At 40.6% G+C, this 16,439-nt stretch carries 15 protein-coding genes and 2 tRNA genes; all 17 read left to right on the top strand.

What is annotated here, in order from left to right:
- Positions 1-47 precede the first annotated feature (47 nt).
- The 17 genes from parC to sufU all read left to right on the top strand — a co-directional run bounded on the left by parC (position 48) and on the right by sufU (position 16,423).
- Positions 48-2,519, top strand: coding sequence for a DNA topoisomerase IV subunit A (gene parC / locus OC529_RS05550; protein WP_262081684.1), 2,472 nt, complete (start codon positions 48-50; stop codon positions 2,517-2,519).
- Between the two features lie 134 nt (positions 2,520-2,653).
- The gene (locus OC529_RS05545; protein ID WP_262081683.1) at positions 2,654-3,676 is read left to right on the top strand and encodes a branched-chain amino acid aminotransferase; all 1,023 of its coding nucleotides are present in this window, start codon (positions 2,654-2,656) and stop codon (positions 3,674-3,676) included.
- 22 nt (positions 3,677-3,698) lie between these two features.
- Positions 3,699-5,666 carry a peptide ABC transporter substrate-binding protein gene (locus tag OC529_RS05540; protein ID WP_262081682.1) on the top strand — a complete coding sequence of 656 codons (1,968 nt, stop codon included), beginning with the start codon at positions 3,699-3,701 and terminating at the stop codon, positions 5,664-5,666.
- Between the two features lie 64 nt (positions 5,667-5,730).
- The gene (locus OC529_RS05535; RefSeq protein ID WP_000454773.1) at positions 5,731-6,420 is read left to right on the top strand and encodes a DUF969 domain-containing protein; all 690 of its coding nucleotides are present in this window, start codon (positions 5,731-5,733) and stop codon (positions 6,418-6,420) included.
- Positions 6,417-7,340, top strand: a complete 924-nt coding sequence (locus tag OC529_RS05530) for a DUF979 domain-containing protein (RefSeq protein WP_000137263.1) — start codon at positions 6,417-6,419, stop codon at positions 7,338-7,340. The genes OC529_RS05535 and OC529_RS05530 overlap by 4 nt, the downstream gene beginning before the upstream one ends.
- Positions 7,341-7,354: 14 nt before the next feature.
- Positions 7,355-7,999 carry a pyroglutamyl-peptidase I gene (gene pcp, locus OC529_RS05525; RefSeq protein WP_119948104.1) on the top strand — a complete coding sequence of 215 codons (645 nt, stop codon included), beginning with the start codon at positions 7,355-7,357 and terminating at the stop codon, positions 7,997-7,999.
- A 167-nt stretch (positions 8,000-8,166) separates the two neighbouring features.
- The gene (locus OC529_RS05520) at positions 8,167-8,397 is read left to right on the top strand and encodes a DUF2969 domain-containing protein (RefSeq protein ID WP_000037111.1); all 231 of its coding nucleotides are present in this window, start codon (positions 8,167-8,169) and stop codon (positions 8,395-8,397) included.
- Positions 8,398-8,446: 49 nt separating this feature from the next.
- Positions 8,447-8,527 (top strand) — tRNA-Tyr (locus tag OC529_RS05515).
- Positions 8,528-8,536: 9 nt separating this feature from the next.
- Positions 8,537-8,608 (top strand) — tRNA-Gln (locus OC529_RS05510).
- Positions 8,609-8,770: 162 nt separating this feature from the next.
- Complete coding sequence (gene rpsA / locus OC529_RS05505; protein WP_262081681.1) at positions 8,771-9,973, top strand: 30S ribosomal protein S1; 1,203 nt, start codon at positions 8,771-8,773, stop codon at positions 9,971-9,973.
- 86 nt (positions 9,974-10,059) lie between these two features.
- On the top strand, positions 10,060-10,557 hold the full coding sequence (locus tag OC529_RS05500; RefSeq protein WP_138705529.1) for a GAF domain-containing protein: 498 nt from the start codon (positions 10,060-10,062) through the stop codon (positions 10,555-10,557).
- Positions 10,557-12,212, top strand: a complete 1,656-nt coding sequence (gene dnaX, locus OC529_RS05495) for a DNA polymerase III subunit gamma/tau (protein WP_262081680.1) — start codon at positions 10,557-10,559, stop codon at positions 12,210-12,212. Before OC529_RS05500 ends, dnaX begins: the two co-directional genes overlap by 1 nt.
- A gap of 27 nt (positions 12,213-12,239) precedes the next feature.
- Positions 12,240-12,434, top strand: a complete 195-nt coding sequence (locus OC529_RS05490) for a DUF3272 domain-containing protein (RefSeq protein WP_119943155.1) — start codon at positions 12,240-12,242, stop codon at positions 12,432-12,434.
- A 264-nt stretch (positions 12,435-12,698) separates the two neighbouring features.
- A complete protein-coding gene (sufC, locus tag OC529_RS05485; RefSeq protein ID WP_000114489.1) occupies positions 12,699-13,469 on the top strand; it encodes a Fe-S cluster assembly ATPase SufC in 771 nt (256 codons plus the stop codon).
- A gap of 27 nt (positions 13,470-13,496) precedes the next feature.
- On the top strand, positions 13,497-14,759 hold the full coding sequence (gene sufD / locus OC529_RS05480) for a Fe-S cluster assembly protein SufD (protein WP_262081679.1): 1,263 nt from the start codon (positions 13,497-13,499) through the stop codon (positions 14,757-14,759).
- Positions 14,760-14,769: 10 nt separating this feature from the next.
- Positions 14,770-15,996, top strand: coding sequence for a cysteine desulfurase (locus OC529_RS05475; protein WP_262081678.1), 1,227 nt, complete (start codon positions 14,770-14,772; stop codon positions 15,994-15,996).
- Positions 15,983-16,423: a Fe-S cluster assembly sulfur transfer protein SufU gene (gene sufU / locus OC529_RS05470; protein WP_023936697.1), complete on the top strand. Its 441-nt coding sequence runs from the start codon at positions 15,983-15,985 to the stop codon at positions 16,421-16,423. The genes OC529_RS05475 and sufU overlap by 14 nt, the downstream gene beginning before the upstream one ends.
- The last annotated feature ends 16 nt before the right edge of the window (positions 16,424-16,439 follow it).

The raw sequence follows: 16,439 nt of genomic DNA, 5'->3' as shown, positions 1-16,439 counted from the left end.
CAAGAATTTATCTTTACACTTGGTATTTTACGGGCTCTGTATCATATATGTCTAACATTCAAAATATGTCCCTGGAGGACATTATGGGAGAGCGCTTTGGTCGCTACTCCAAGTACATTATTCAAGACCGGGCCTTGCCAGATATTCGGGATGGCTTGAAGCCGGTTCAGCGACGCATTCTTTATTCGATGAATAAGGATGGAAATACTTTTGACAAGAGCTACCGTAAGTCAGCCAAGTCTGTCGGTAACATCATGGGGAATTTCCACCCACACGGTGACAGTTCTATCTATGATGCCATGGTTCGTATGTCACAGGACTGGAAAAATCGTGAAATTCTAGTCGAAATGCACGGTAATAACGGTTCTATGGACGGTGATCCGCCTGCCGCAATGCGTTATACTGAGGCGCGTTTGTCTGAGATTGCAGGCTATCTTCTTCAGGATATCGATAAAAAGACCGTTCCTTTTGCTTGGAACTTTGACGATACGGAGAAAGAGCCGACAGTCTTGCCAGCAGCCTTTCCCAACCTTTTGGTTAATGGTTCTACTGGTATTTCGGCTGGTTATGCCACAGACATTCCTCCCCATAATTTGGCTGAGGTCATCGATGCGGCGGTTTATATGATTGACCACCCAACTGCCAAGGTGGATAAACTCATGGAATTCTTGCCTGGACCAGACTTCCCGACTGGAGGGATTATCCAGGGGCGTGATGAAATCAAGAAGGCCTATGAAACTGGGAAAGGGCGCGTGGTTGTTCGTTCCAAGACTGAGATTGAAAAGTTAAAAGGTGGTAAGGAACAAATCGTTATCACTGAGATTCCTTATGAAATCAACAAGGCCAATCTAGTCAAGAAGATTGATGATGTTCGTGTCAATAATAAGGTGGCTGGTATTGCTGAGGTTCGTGATGAGTCTGACCGTGACGGTCTTCGTATCGCGATTGAGCTCAAGAAAGACGCCAATACGGAGCTTGTTCTCAATTATCTTTTTAAGTACACTGACCTACAAATCAACTACAACTTCAACATGGTGGCGATTGATAATTTTACACCTCGTCAGGTTGGGATCGTTCCAATCCTGTCTAGCTACATCGCTCACCGTCGTGAAGTGATTTTGGCACGTTCTCGCTTTGACAAGGAAAAGGCTGAGAAACGTCTCCATATCGTCGAAGGTTTGATTCGCGTGATTTCGATTTTGGACGAAGTTATTGCCCTTATCCGTGCATCTGAGAATAAGGCGGACGCCAAGGAAAACCTCAAAGTTAGCTATGATTTTACAGAAGAACAGGCTGAGGCTATCGTAACCTTGCAACTGTACCGTTTGACCAATACAGACGTAGTTGTCTTGCAGGAAGAAGAAGCAGAACTTCGTGAAAAGATTGCTATGCTTGCGGCGATTATCGGTGATGAACGGACCATGTACAATCTCATGAAGAAAGAACTTCGTGAGGTCAAGAAGAAATTTGCGACTCCACGTTTGAGTACTTTAGAAGACACTGCGAAAGCAATCGAGATTGATACAGCTAGTCTGATCGCCGAGGAAGATACCTACGTCAGCGTGACCAAGGCAGGTTACATCAAGCGTACCAGCCCACGTTCCTTCGCAGCTTCCACTTTGGAAGAAATTGGCAAGCGTGATGACGATCGTTTGATTTTTGTTCAATCTGCCAAGACCACCCAGCACCTCTTGATGTTCACAACGCTTGGAAATGTCATTTATCGACCAATCCATGAATTGGCAGATATTCGTTGGAAGGACATCGGTGAGCATCTGAGCCAGACCATTACCAACTTTGAAACCAATGAAGAAGTACTTTATGTTGAAGTTGTGGATCAGTTTGATGATGCGACAACCTACTTTGCAGCGACCCGTCTCGGTCAAATCAAGCGTGTAGAACGCAAAGAATTCACCCCATGGCGGACCTATAAGTCTAAGTCTGTTAAGTATGCTAAGCTCAAAGACGAGACAGACCAGATTGTAGCAGTAGCTCAGATTAAACTGGATGATGTTCTCTTGATTAGCCAAAACGGTTATGCTCTGCGCTTCAATATCGAAGAGGTTCCTGTTGTCGGTGCCAAGGCTGCAGGTGTCAAGGCTATGAATTTGAAAGAAGATGATGTTCTCCAATCCGCCTTTATCTGTAACACATCATCTTTCTACCTCTTGACTCAGCGTGGAAGTTTGAAACGTGTTTCAACAGAGGAAATTCCAGCAACCAGCCGTGCTAAACGAGGACTACAAGTCTTGCGTGAGTTGAAAAACAAACCGCACCGTGTCTTCTTGGCAGGAGCAGTTGCAGAACAAGGATTTGTTGGTGATCTCTTCAGTACGGAAGTGGACGGGAACGATCAAACTTTGCTTATCCAATCTAATAAAGGAACGACCTATGAAAGTCGATTGCAAGACTTGAATTTGTCAGAACGCACAAGTAACGGTAGCTTCATCTCTGACACGATTTCAGATGAAGAAGTTTTTGACGCTTATCTTAAAGAAGTATTTACTGAAGCTAAATAAGTGAAATGAAGAATCAGTTCTAAGAGCTGGTTCTTTTTATTGAAGAAATTTTCTGAAAATTACAAAATATACTTGCTATTTTAGAAAAATAGTGTAGAATATAAGAAATAGGTTTTTAGAATAAGGAGTGGAATATGACAGTAACGATTGATTGGGAAAACCTTGGTTTCTCCTATATGAAATTACCTTATCGCTATATTGCTCATTTTAAAAATGGACAATGGAATCAAGGAGAGCTTACAGAGGATGCAACTTTGCATATTTCAGAGTCTTCTCCAAGTCTCCACTATGGACAACAAGCATTTGAAGGTTTGAAAGCTTATCGTACTAAGGATGGCAGTGTTCAACTGTTCCGTCCTGATGAAAATGCCAAACGCCTGCAACGTACATGTGACCGTCTCTTGATGCCACAAGTTCCGACAGACATGTTTGTAGAAGCTTGTAAAGCAGTTGTCCGTGCGAATGAAGAATACGTACCACCATACGGAACAGGTGGGACCCTCTATCTTCGTCCTCTTTTGATTGGTGTCGGAGATATTATCGGGGTAAAACCAGCAGAGGAGTATATTTTTACTATCTTTGCTATGCCAGTTGGAAATTACTTTAAGGGTGGTTTGGTCCCTACCAACTTCTTGATTCAGGATGAATACGACCGTGCTGCTCCAAATGGTACAGGTGCGGCAAAGGTTGGTGGAAACTATGCTGCCAGTCTCTTGCCAGGGAAATTGGCTAAATCACGTCATTTCTCAGATGTTATCTACCTAGACCCTTCAACTCATACAAAGATTGAAGAAGTCGGTTCAGCTAACTTCTTTGGAATTACAGCTGATAATGAATTTGTAACACCATTGAGTCCATCTATCTTGCCATCTATTACCAAGTATTCCTTACTTTATTTAGCAGAACACCGCTTGGGCTTGACTCCTATTGAGGGGGATGTCCCAATTGATAACCTTGACCGTTTTGTAGAGGCTGGTGCCTGTGGTACAGCAGCGGTTATTTCTCCAATTGGAGGTATTCAGCACGGTGATGATTTCCATGTATTTTATAGTGAAACAAAAGTAGGACCTGTGACTCGTAAACTCTATGATGAATTGACAGGAATTCAGTTTGGTGATATTCCAGCGCCAGAAGGTTGGATTGTAAAAGTAGATTAAAAATATATTAAAGGAGATTTTTATGAAATCAAAAAAGTGGATTTTAACAACAGGACTTATCCTAAGCACAACAGCTCTTTTAGCAGCCTGTGGAAAAGCTGATAAAGAAGCAGATGCTCCGACAACATTTTCTTATGTATATGCAGTGGATCCAGCATCCTTGGACTACAGTATAGCAACGCGTACATCCACAACAGATATTATCGGGAATGTCGTTGATGGTTTGATGGAAAATGATAAATATGGTAATGTTATTCCTTCTTTGGCTGAGGATTGGTCTGTCTCAAAAGATGGATTGACTTATACCTATAAACTTCGTAAAGGAGTGAAATGGTACACATCAGAAGGCGAAGAATACGCAGAAGTAACAGCCCATGACTTTGTGACAGGACTAAAACACGTCGCTGATGGTAAGTCAGACGGTGTCTCTCTCATCCAAAATTCAATCAAAGGCTTGGACGCCTATATGACTGGTGAAACCAATGATTTCTCTACAGTTGGTGTTAAAGCTTTGGATGACTATACAGTTGAGTATACATTGAATGCGCCAGAAAGTTTCTGGAATTCAAAAGTGACTACAGCAACGATGTTGCCTGTAAATGAAGAGTTTTTAAAGGCATCAGGAAAGAATTACGGAGAGGTTAGCCCAGCAGGTATTCTCTACAATGGTCCTTATTTCTTAAAAACATTGACTTCTAAATCGTTGATTGAATATGAAAAAAATCCAAATTACTGGGATAAAGAAAATGTTAAAATTGAGAAGATTAAATTGACCTACTACGATGGTTCAGATCAGGAGTCTTTGATCCGTAGCTTCTCCTCTGGTGCTTATACGACAGCCCGTCTCTTCCCAAGCAGCTCAAACTTTGCTTCAACTTTGGAAGAATACGGAGATAAAATCACTTATAGCCCACAGGACTCAAGCAGTTATTACTTCACCTTTAACGTAAATCGTCAGTCATACAATAAAACTGCGAAAACAAGCGAAGAGCAAAAGACTTCTACAAAAGAAGCGATGCTCAATAAGGACTTCCGTCAGGCTATCAACTTTGCCTTCAACCGTCATTCGTATGCTGCCCAGCTAAACGGTGAAGATGGTGCGGACAAGATTATTCGTAACAGCCTTGTTCCAGATAACTTCGTACAAGCAGGTGGTAAGAACTTTGGTCAAATCGCCCAAGCAGAGTTGGTGAACTATGGTGACCAATGGAAAGGTGTTGAGCTAGTTGACGGTAAGGATTCTATCTACAACCCTGACAAGGCTAAAGCTGCTTTCGAAAAAGCTAAGAAAGACTTGGAATCTAAAGGGGTAACCTTCCCAATTCACTTGGATGTCCCGGTTGAACAAACAGATACTATCGCCGTTCAACAAAGCAACTCTTTCAAACAGTCTATTGAATCAACTCTTGGTGCTGAAAATGTTGTCATCGATGTACTTCAAATGACAGATAATGAAAAAGAAACGATTACATCACAAGCGCGTGTTCCTTCTCAAAAAGACTATGATTTGAACAGTACAGGATGGGCTCCAAGCTATCAAGATCCAGCATCTTACTTGAATATCATGGATCCTAAATCAGGTTCTGCTATGAAACACCTTGGTATTACTAAAGGGAAAGATAAGGATGTTGTAGCGAAACTTGGTTTGGACCAATATAAGAAATTATTGGATGATGCAGATTCAGAAACTACAAATCTTGAAGAACGCTATGAAAAATATGCCAAGGCTCAAGCTTGGTTGACAGATAGTTCATTATTGATGCCAACTGCTTCATCTGGTGGTTCTCCAGTTGTAAGTAATGTAGTGCCATTCTCAAAACCATACTCACAAGTTGGTATTAAGGGTGACCCATATATCTTTAAAGGGATGAAATTGCAAAAAGATATCGTTACAACAAAAGAATATGAAGAAGCACTGAAAAAATGGCAAAAAGAAAAATTGGAATCAAATGGTAAGTACCAAAAAGAACTAGAAAAACACATTAAATAAGGAATGGTATTGCTCTTGATAAAATTTTAAAAATACTGTCATTTTGGATATAAAGGAGTTTGATATGGAGTGGATTAAGCTAATAGGAATAGCAATCATTGTTGTGGGTTTTATTTTAAAGTTTGATACAATTGCAACAGTAGTCTTAGCTGGTTTGGTTACAGCTTTAGTTTCAGGTGTTTCTCTTGTTGAATTTTTGGAGATTTTGGGAAAAGAATTTAGCAATCAGCGAGTACTCACGATTTTTATGGTTACCTTGCCTCTTGTGGGGCTGTCAGAAACCTTTGGACTCAAGCAACGATCAATTGATTTGATTCGAAAGATTAAAGGTCTGACAGTTGGAAACTTCTATACAGTTTATTTCTTTATTCGAGAGTTAGCTGGTTTCTTTTCAATTCGTCTAGGAGGACACCCTCAGTTTGTCAGACCTTTGGTTCAACCTATGGGAGAAGCAGCAGCAGAGTCTCAATTAGGTAGAAAGTTAACAGAGGTTGAAGATGAGACAATAAAAGCGCGTGCGGCTGCGAATGAAAATTTTGGAAATTTCTTTGCTCAAAATACGTTTGTAGGCGCTGGTGGAGTCCTCTTGATAGGGGGAACATTAGATCAGTTAGGCTATGAAAGCAATTATGCAGGGATTGCTTCTGCATCTATTATTGTTGCTGTTATAACACTTATTGTAGTGGGGATTTATAATTATTTATTTGATAAAAAATTGACATCAGAAAAGACTAGGGGAGGAGAACAAAAATGACAGAGTTGGCAAAGCAACTATTAGAGTTGACCTATATTGTGATTGGTTGTCAATTTCTCCATACAGCCTATTGTAGTTATAAAGATAAAACAAACCCAGTTCGATTTGGAACATCTGCATTTTGGACTCTATTGGCTATTACGTTTATAGGTGGTTCCTATATGCCAAATATGAGTATTGGTATTATTGTAATCCTATTATCGCTGCTAACATTGTTTAAGCAAGTCCGTATCGGAACCTTGCCATCCTTAGATGAAATGAAAGCCAATATTGAATCTAACAGATTGAAAAATAAAATTTTTATTCCAGTTATGCTGATGGCAATACTTGCGTTGGTCTTAGCGCAAATGATTCCAGAATTTAGCAAGATTTCGATTAGCCTTGCCGCCTTGTTTGCTACAATTTCTGTTCTTGTGATTACCAATAGTCACCCTAAGAGTCTGTTATCAGAAAACAATCGAATGACTCAGCAAGTTTCAACAAGTGGGATTGTTCCCCAATTATTAGGGGCTTTGGGGGCTATTTTTACTGTAGCAGGTGTTGGTGATGTTATCTCTCATCTGATTAGCGGTATTGTTCCTTCAGATAGTCGCTTTATAGGAGTTTTGGCCTATGTTCTTGGAATGGTTCTATTCACAATGATTATGGGAAATGCTTTTGCAGCATTCACCGTTATTACAGCAGGTGTTGGAGTTCCATTTGTATTTGCTCTGGGAGCTAATCCAATTGTGGCTGGTGCTCTTGCCATGACAGCAGGTTATTGTGGGACCTTATTGACCCCAATGGCTGCTAATTTTAACGCTCTACCAGCAGCATTGATGGATATGAAAGATCAGAATGGCGTTATAAAGGCTCAAGCAGGTGTTGCTCTAGTAATGATTGTTATTCACATATTCTTAATGTACTTTCTCGCATTTTAGTAAAGGAAAATAAAATGAAAATATTGGTTACAGGTTTTAATCCTTTTGGAGGTGAAAAGATTAATCCAGCTTTGGAGGCTGTAAAATTATTACCAACTGAGATTAATGGGGCCGAAGTTCGCTGGGTAGAAATTCCAACGGTTTTTTATAAGTCGTCAGAAGTTTTAGAGGCAGAAATATTACGATATCAACCAGATGCTGTACTTTGTATTGGACAAGCAGGCGGCAGGACCGGCTTAACACCTGAACGAGTGGCTATTAATCAAGATGATGCTCGCATACCTGATAACGAAGGCAATCAACCAATTGATACACCGATTCGTATTGATGGAGCATCGGCCTATTTTAGTAGTTTACCTATCAAAGCGATGGTACAAGCTATTAAAAAACAGGGACTTCCAGCAGTTGTGTCCAATAGTGCAGGAACCTTTGTTTGCAATCATTTGATGTACCAAGCTCTTTATTTAGTGGATAAAAAATTCCCTAATATGAGAGCAGGTTTCATGCATATTCCATATATGATGGAACAAGTAGTAAATAAGCCGAATACTGCAGGAATGAGTCTATGCGATATTGTAAGAGGCATAGAGGTAGCTATTGAAGCTATTGTAGACTACAAAGATAAGGATTTGCAGTTAGTAGGTGGTGAGACTCACTGATAACCTAAAAAGGATAGTCAATTATGCTTGTTTACTAACTATTAGCTATGCTAAATCGATTGAGGTTGTTTACATAAAACTCTATATCAGACAAGCCTGATATAGAGTTTTTTCTTGCTAGTTTTAGGATTTTCTTGTACAATAGAAAAAGTGAAGAGAGGTATGAAATGAGTAAGAAAGATAAAAAAATCGAAATTCAAGTAGCAGATGCCAAAGTTAATGTAGGAAAAGACAGTTTTGAAGGCTATACCTTGATCATTGGTAAAAAAGTTATCGGAGAAATTGCCGAATTAGAGGGACAATTTGCCATCATAAAGAATGGGAATGTCGATAGTTTTTATAAAAAATTGGAAAAAGCTGTGGAAATTTTGATTGAAAATTATAATTTAGCAAAATAAGTCTTGTTTTTTTGAAATTTTCATGATATAATAGTCCATGTTGATTGTAGGAGAGATAGCGAAGAGGCTAAACGCGGCGGACTGTAAATCCGCTCCTTCGGGTTCGGGGGTTCGAATCCCTCTCTCTCCATTTCATCAATGGGGTATAGCCAAGCGGTAAGGCAAGGGACTTTGACTCCCTCATGCGTTGGTTCGAATCCAGCTACCCCAGTTCTTAGGTAATAATCAAGATAAAAAGCAAAATATCTTAGGGTATTTTATTTTTATAATTGAAAGACGTGAACGATATGAACATGTCCTTGCGAGTGCTTAGGAAAAAAATTATAAGTATGTCAAGTTTAAGAAAAAACTTGATTGTTGGAGGATTTTTTAGATGAACGAATTTGAAGATTTGCTAAATAGCGTTAGCCAAGTTGAGACTGGTGATGTTGTTAGTGCTGAAGTATTGACAGTTGATGCGACTCAAGCTAACGTTGCAATCTCTGGAACTGGTGTTGAAGGTGTCTTGACTCTTCGCGAATTGACAAACGATCGCGATGCAGATATCAATGACTTTGTTAAAGTAGGAGAAGTATTGGATGTTCTTGTACTTCGTCAAGTAGTTGGTAAAGATACTGATACAGTTACATACCTTGTATCTAAAAAACGCCTTGAAGCTCGCAAAGCATGGGACAAACTTGTTGGTCGCGAAGAAGAAGTTGTTACTGTTAAAGGAACTCGTGCCGTTAAAGGTGGACTTTCAGTAGAATTTGAAGGTGTTCGTGGATTTATCCCAGCTTCAATGTTGGATACTCGTTTCGTACGTAACACTGAGCGTTTTGTAGGTCAAGAATTTGACGCTAAAATCAAAGAAGTTGATGCTAAAGAAAACCGCTTCATCCTTTCACGTCGTGAAGTTGTTGAAGCAGCTACAGCAGCAGCTCGCGCTGAAGTATTTGGTAAATTTGCTGTTGGTGATGTTGTAACTGGTAAAGTTGCTCGTATCACAAGTTTCGGTGCTTTCATCGACCTTGGTGGTGTTGACGGATTGGTTCACTTGACTGAATTGTCACATGAACGTAACGTTTCACCAAAATCAGTTGTAACTGTTGGTGAAGAAATTGAAGTGAAAATCCTTGATCTTAACGAAGAAGAAGGACGTGTATCACTTTCACTTAAAGCAACAGTGCCAGGACCATGGGATGGTGTTGAGCAAAAATTGGCTAAAGGTGATGTAGTAGAAGGAACAGTTAAACGTTTGACTGACTTCGGTGCATTTGTTGAAGTATTGCCAGGTATCGATGGACTTGTTCACGTATCACAAATTTCACACAAACGTATTGAAAATCCAAAAGAAGCTCTTAAAGTTGGTCAAGAAGTTCAAGTTAAAGTTCTTGAAGTTAACGCAGATGCAGAGCGTGTATCACTTTCTATTAAAGCTCTTGAAGAACGTCCAGCTCAAGAAGAAGGACAAAAAGAAGAAAAACGTGCTACTCGTCCACGTCGTCCAAGACGTCAAGAGAAGCGTGATTTCGAACTTCCAGAAACACAAACAGGATTTTCAATGGCTGATTTGTTTGGTGATATCGAACTTTAATCAAATTGAAAATTCACAAAATCCTTTGTTTACTAAACAAGGGATTTTTTCTTTTGTCTCTGCTCCTTTTTTGATATAATAGTTCTATGTTAAAATCAGAAAAACAATCACGTTATCAAATGTTAAATGAAGAATTGTCCTTCCTATTGGAAGGCGAAACCAATGTTTTGGCTAATCTTTCCAACGCCAGTGCTCTCATAAAATCACGTTTTCCTAATACCGTATTTGCAGGCTTTTATCTGTTCGATGGAAAGGAATTGGTTTTAGGTCCCTTCCAAGGAGGTGTTTCCTGCATCCGTATTGCACTAGGCAAGGGTGTTTGTGGTGAGGCGGCTCACTTTCAGGAAACAGTTCTGGTTGGTGATGTAAGGACCTATCCCAACTATATTTCTTGTGATAGTCTAGCTAAAAGTGAAATTGTGGTGCCGATGATGAAGAATGGTCAGTTACTTGGAGTTCTGGATCTGGATTCTTCAGAGATTGAGGATTACGATGCTATGGATCGAGATTATTTGGAACAATTTGTTGCTATTTTGCTTGAAAAGACGGAATGGGACTTTACAATGTTTGGGGAAAAATCTTAATGTATCAAGCACTTTATCGAAAATATAGAAGTCAAAACTTCTCCCAGTTGGTTGGTCAAGAAGTTGTGGCTAAGACTCTTAAACAAGCAGTAGAACAAGAGAAAATAAGTCACGCTTATCTTTTTTCTGGTCCACGTGGAACAGGAAAAACCAGTGTAGCTAAGATCTTTGCCAAGGCTATGAACTGCCCAAATCAAGTGGGTGGTGAACCTTGTAATAACTGCTATATTTGTCAGGCAGTGACGGACGGTAGTTTAGAAGATGTCATCGAAATGGATGCAGCTTCTAATAATGGGGTAGATGAAATTCGCGAAATTCGTGATAAATCTACCTATGCGCCTAGCCTTGCTCGTTATAAGGTTTATATCATAGATGAGGTTCACATGCTGTCTACAGGGGCTTTTAATGCCCTCCTAAAGACGCTGGAAGAACCAACACAGAATGTAGTCTTTATTTTGGCCACTACTGAATTGCACAAGATTCCTGCGACTATTCTATCCCGTGTGCAACGTTTTGAGTTTAAATCAATTAAGACACAGGATATTAAGGAACATATTCACTATATCTTAGAAAAAGAAAATATCAGTTCTGAACCAGAGGCTGTGGAAATCATTGCCAGACGGGCGGAAGGTGGAATGCGGGACGCCTTGTCTATTTTGGATCAAGCCCTGAGTTTGACACAGGGAAATGAGCTGACGACTGCTATCTCTGAAGAAATTACTGGCACCATTAGCCTATCAGCCTTGGATGATTATGTGGCGGCCTTGTCTCAACAGGATGTTCCCAAAGCTTTGTCTTATTTGAATCTTCTTTTTGACAATGGTAAGAGCATGACTCGTTTTGTGACCGATCTTTTGCACTATTTAAGAGACTTGTTAATTGTTCAAACAGGGGGAGAAAATACTCATCATAGTTCAGTCTTTGTAGAAAATTTGGCACTTCCTCAAAAAAATCTGTTTGAAATGATTCGCTTAGCAACAGTGAGTTTAGCAGATATTAAGTCTAGTTTGCAGCCCAAGATTTATGCTGAGATGATGACCATCCGTTTGGCGGAGATTAAGCCTGAACCAGCTCTTTCTGGGGCAGTTGAACATGAAATTGCTACGCTGAGACAGGAAGTGATACGTCTCAAACAAGAACTCGCAAATGTGGGAACTGTGCCCAAGCCAACAAATCCAGCTCCTAGTCGCCCAGCAACAGGCAAGACAGTCTATCGTGTGGATCGCAATAAAGTTCAATCTATCTTACAAGAGGCTGTCGAAAATCCTGATTTAGCACGTCAAAACCTGATTCGTTTGCAGAATGCTTGGGGAGAGGTAATTGAAAGTTTAGGTGGGCCGGATAAGGCTTTGCTGGTTGGTTCTCAACCGGTTGCGGCCAATGAACACCATGCAATTCTTGCTTTTGAGTCTAACTTTAATGCTGGTCAAACCATGAAACGGGACAATCTCAACACTATGTTTGGCAACATCCTCAGTCAGGCAGCAGGTTTTTCACCTGAGATTTTAGCTATTTCCATGGAGGAATGGAAAGAAGTTCGCGCAGCCTTTTCAGCAAAAGCCAAATCTTCTCAAACTGAAAAAGAAGCAGAAGAAAGTCTGATTCCAGAAGGATTTGAATTTTTGGCTGATAAAGTGAAGGTAGAGGAAGACTAAAGAAAGATTTCATGATACAATAAGTTTATGAATAGACAACAATTTATTATCATCGCGCTGTTTACAGCTGCTGAGACCTATTTTTTCAATGAAGCTTGGATGACTGGTCGTTATATTATGGCAGCCTTTTGGGCCATTTTACTCTTTAGAAATTTCCGAGTCAGTTATGTGATGGGCAAAATCGTTGATGTCATCGATCAGCATTTTAATAGGAAAGACTAGCCCTCAGCTTCCAGACAAAATCAAAGCCTTTTAGGCTTTTTTTTGTTATACTATAAAAGTATATTTATTGACCTTTTATACTCTTCGAAAATCTCTTCAAACCACGTCAGCTTTATCTGCAACCTCAAAGCGGTACTTTGAGCAACCTGCGGCTAGCTTCCTAGTTTGCTCTTTGATTTTCATTGAGTATTACCGTATTTTCTAGAGACAACTAGTATGTTTCTAGTAAGCACTGTAAAGGTCTTGAAAAAGAAAGGAACTATCATGTCAGTATTAGAGATCAAAGATCTTCACGTTGAGATTGAAGGAAAAGAAATTTTAAAAGGGGTTAACCTGACCCTGAAAACAGGAGAAATCGCCGCTATCATGGGACCAAATGGTACTGGTAAATCGACTCTTTCTGCTGCTATCATGGGAAATCCAAACTATGAAGTTACCAAAGGTGAAGTCTTGTTTGATGGCGTAAACATTCTTGAGTTGGAAGTGGACGAGCGTGCGCGTATGGGACTTTTCCTTGCTATGCAATACCCATCAGAAATTCCTGGAATTACCAATGCTGAGTTTCTTCGTGCAGCTATGAATGCTGGTAAAGAAGATGATGAAAAAATTTCAGTTCGCGAGTTCATCACTAAGCTAGATGAAAAAATGGAATTGCTCAACATGAAAGAAGAAATGGCAGAGCGTTACCTCAACGAAGGTTTCTCTGGTGGTGAGAAAAAACGTAATGAAATTCTTCAACTCTTGATGTTGGAACCAACTTTTGCCCTTTTGGATGAGATTGACTCTGGTCTTGATATTGACGCTCTTAAAGTTGTTTCTAAAGGTGTCAATGCCATGCGTGGTGAAGGCTTTGGTGCTATGATTATTACTCACTACCAACGTCTTTTGAACTACATCACACCTGATGTGGTACACGTCATGATGGAAGGTCGTGTTGTCCTTTCTGGTGGTCCAGAATTGGCTGCGCGTTTGGAACGTGAAGGATACGCAAAACTAGCTGAAGAACTTGGCTACGACTATAAGGAAGAATTGTAATTCCCTCGTATCTTTTAGGAGAAGTAAATGACTAAAGAAAATATTAAACTTTTTTCAGAAATGCACGCTGAACCAAGCTGGTTGGCTGACCTCCGTCAAAAAGCTTTTGATAAGATTGAGAGTTTGGAATTACCAGTTATTGAGCGTGTCAAATTTCACCGTTGGAATCTGGGTGATGGAACGATTACAGAAAGTGAGCCATCAGCAAATGTTCCAGATTTCACTGCACTAGATAATCACTTGAAGTTGGTGCAAGTAGGAACTCAAACTGTTTTTGAGCAAACTCCAGTTGAATTAGCTGAACAGGGTGTTGTCTTTACAGACTTTCACTCAGCTTTAGAAGAAATTCCAGAGCTTATTGAGGAATTCTTCATGTCATCAGTTAAATATGATGATGATAAGTTGGCAGCCTACCATACAGCTTACTTTAACAGTGGTGCTGTTCTCTACATTCCCGATAATGTTGAGATTGCTGAGCCAATCGAAGGTGTTTTCTACCAAGACAGCGATAGTGATGTGCCGTTTAACAAGCATATTATGATTATCGCTGGTAAAAACTCTAAGATTAGTTATCTAGAACGTTTAGAGTCACGAGGTGGAGGTAGTGTAAAAGCAACTGCCAATATCACAGTAGAAGTAATTGCACATTCTGGTGCTCAAGTGAAGTTTGCTGCGATTGATCGTCTAGGTGAAAACGTCACTGCTTACATTAGCCGTCGTGGTAAATTAGGCAACGATGCAAGTATTGACTGGGCGATTGGTGTTATGAACGAAGGAAATGTTGTTGCTGACTTTGATAGCGATTTGATTGGTAACGGTAGCCATGCTGACCTGAAAGTTGTAGCTCTTTCAAGCGGTCGTCAGGTACAAGGGATTGATACTCGAGTAACTAACTATGGTTGCAACTCAATCGGAAACATTCTACAACATGGGGTTATTCTTGAAAAAGCAACCTTGACCTTCAATGGTATTGGCCACATTATCAAGGGGGCCAAGGGAGCAGATGCGCAACAAGAAAGTCGTGTTCTCATGCTTTCAGACCAGGCTCGTTCAGATGCTAACCCAATTCTTTTGATTGATGAAAATGACGTAACTGCAGGACACGCGGCTTCTATCGGTCAGGTAGATCCAGAAGATATGTATTACCTCATGAGTCGTGGTTTGGACAAGGCAACTGCAGAACGCTTGGTTGTCCGTGGTTTTCTTGGCTCCGTTATCGTTGAGATTCCAGTCAAGGAAGTTCGTGATGAAATGATTGCAACGATCGAAGAGAAATTGTCAAAACGCTAAGGGGTAGCCTATGTTAGATGTAGAAGCGATTCGCAAGGATTTTCCAATTTTAGACCAGATTGTCAACGATGAACCGTTGGTTTATTTGGACAATGCTGCGACGACACAAAAACCACTAGCAGTTCTTGAAACGATTAACCGCTACTATGAGAACGACAATGCCAATGTTCACCGTGGTGTTCATACCTTGGCAGAGCGTGCGACAGCTTCCTATGAAGCCGCTCGTGAATCCATTCGTAAGTTTATCAATGCAGGCTCTACAAAGGAAGTTCTCTTTACCAGAGGAACGACAACCAGTCTTAACTGGGTAGCACGCTTTGCTGAGGAAATTCTGACTGAGGGAGATCAAGTTTTGATTTCCGTCATGGAACACCATTCCAACATCATTCCTTGGCAAGAAGCCTGTCGCAAGACTGGAGCAGAGCTTGTTTATGTCTATCTCAAGGATGGAGCTCTGGATATGGATGATTTGCGAGCTAAATTGACTGATAGAGTCAAGTTTGTCTCCCTTGCTCACGCCTCAAATGTTCTTGGTGTGGTCAATCCAATCAAAGAAATCACTCAATTGGCCCACCAAGTTGGAGCCATCATGGTGGTGGATGGTGCTCAGTCTACTCCTCATATGAAGATTGATGTCCAGGACTTGGATGTGGACTTCTTTGCCTTTTCAGGTCACAAGATGGCTGGTCCGACTGGTATCGGTGTTCTTTACGGCAAAGAAAAGTATCTGGAACAAATGTCACCAGTTGAATTTGGTGGTGAGATGATTGATTTCGTCTATGAGCAATCTGCTAGCTGGAAGGAGTTGCCTTGGAAATTCGAGGCAGGAACTCCAAATATGGCTGGTGCAATCGGACTTGCTGCTGCAGTTGATTATCTGGAAAAGATTGGTATGGATGCCATTGAAGCCCATGAACAGGAATTGATCGCATACGTCTATCCAAAACTGCAGGCGATTGAAGGACTGACCATTTATGGTTCACAGGACTTGGCTCAACGTTCAGGTGTCATTGCCTTTAACCTAGGTGACCTTCATCCGCACGACCTTGCGACGGCTCTGGATTATGAAGGAGTGGCTGTTCGTGCTGGTCACCATTGTGCGCAACCCTTGCTCCAGTATTTGGAAGTCCCAGCAACAGCTCGTGTAAGTTTTTATATCTACAATACCAAGGCTGACTGCGACAAATTAGTGGATGCCTTACAAAAGACAAAGGAGTTTTTCAATGGCACTTTCTAAACTAGATAGCCTCTATATGGCAGTGGTAGCGGACCATTCGAAAAATCCACATCACCAAGGGAAGTTGGAAGATGCTGAGCAAATCAGTCTCAACAATCCGACCTGTGGGGATGTTATCAACCTCTCTGTCAAGTTTGATGCAGATGATCGTTTGGAAGATATTGCTTTTCTAAACTCAGGATGTACGATTTCAACTGCCTCTGCAAGCATGATGACAGATGCAGTTTTAGGAAAAACCAAACAAGAAATCTTAGAACTGGCGACTATTTTTTCTGAAATGGTTCAAGGGCAAAAAGATGACAGACAAGATAGTCTTGGTGATGCTGCTTTCTTGTCAGGTGTTGCCAAATTCCCTCAACGAATCAAGTGTGCAACCTTAGCTTGGAACGCCCTCAAGAAAACAATTGAAAATCAAGAAAATCAATAAGACAAGTTTCTTTTGT

The organism is Streptococcus sp. Marseille-Q5855, assembly GCF_946901985.1.
GTDB lineage: Bacteria > Bacillota > Bacilli > Lactobacillales > Streptococcaceae > Streptococcus.
The sequence above is the reverse complement of the archived record's forward strand: the minus strand, read 5'-3'. Positions and strand labels throughout refer to the sequence as shown.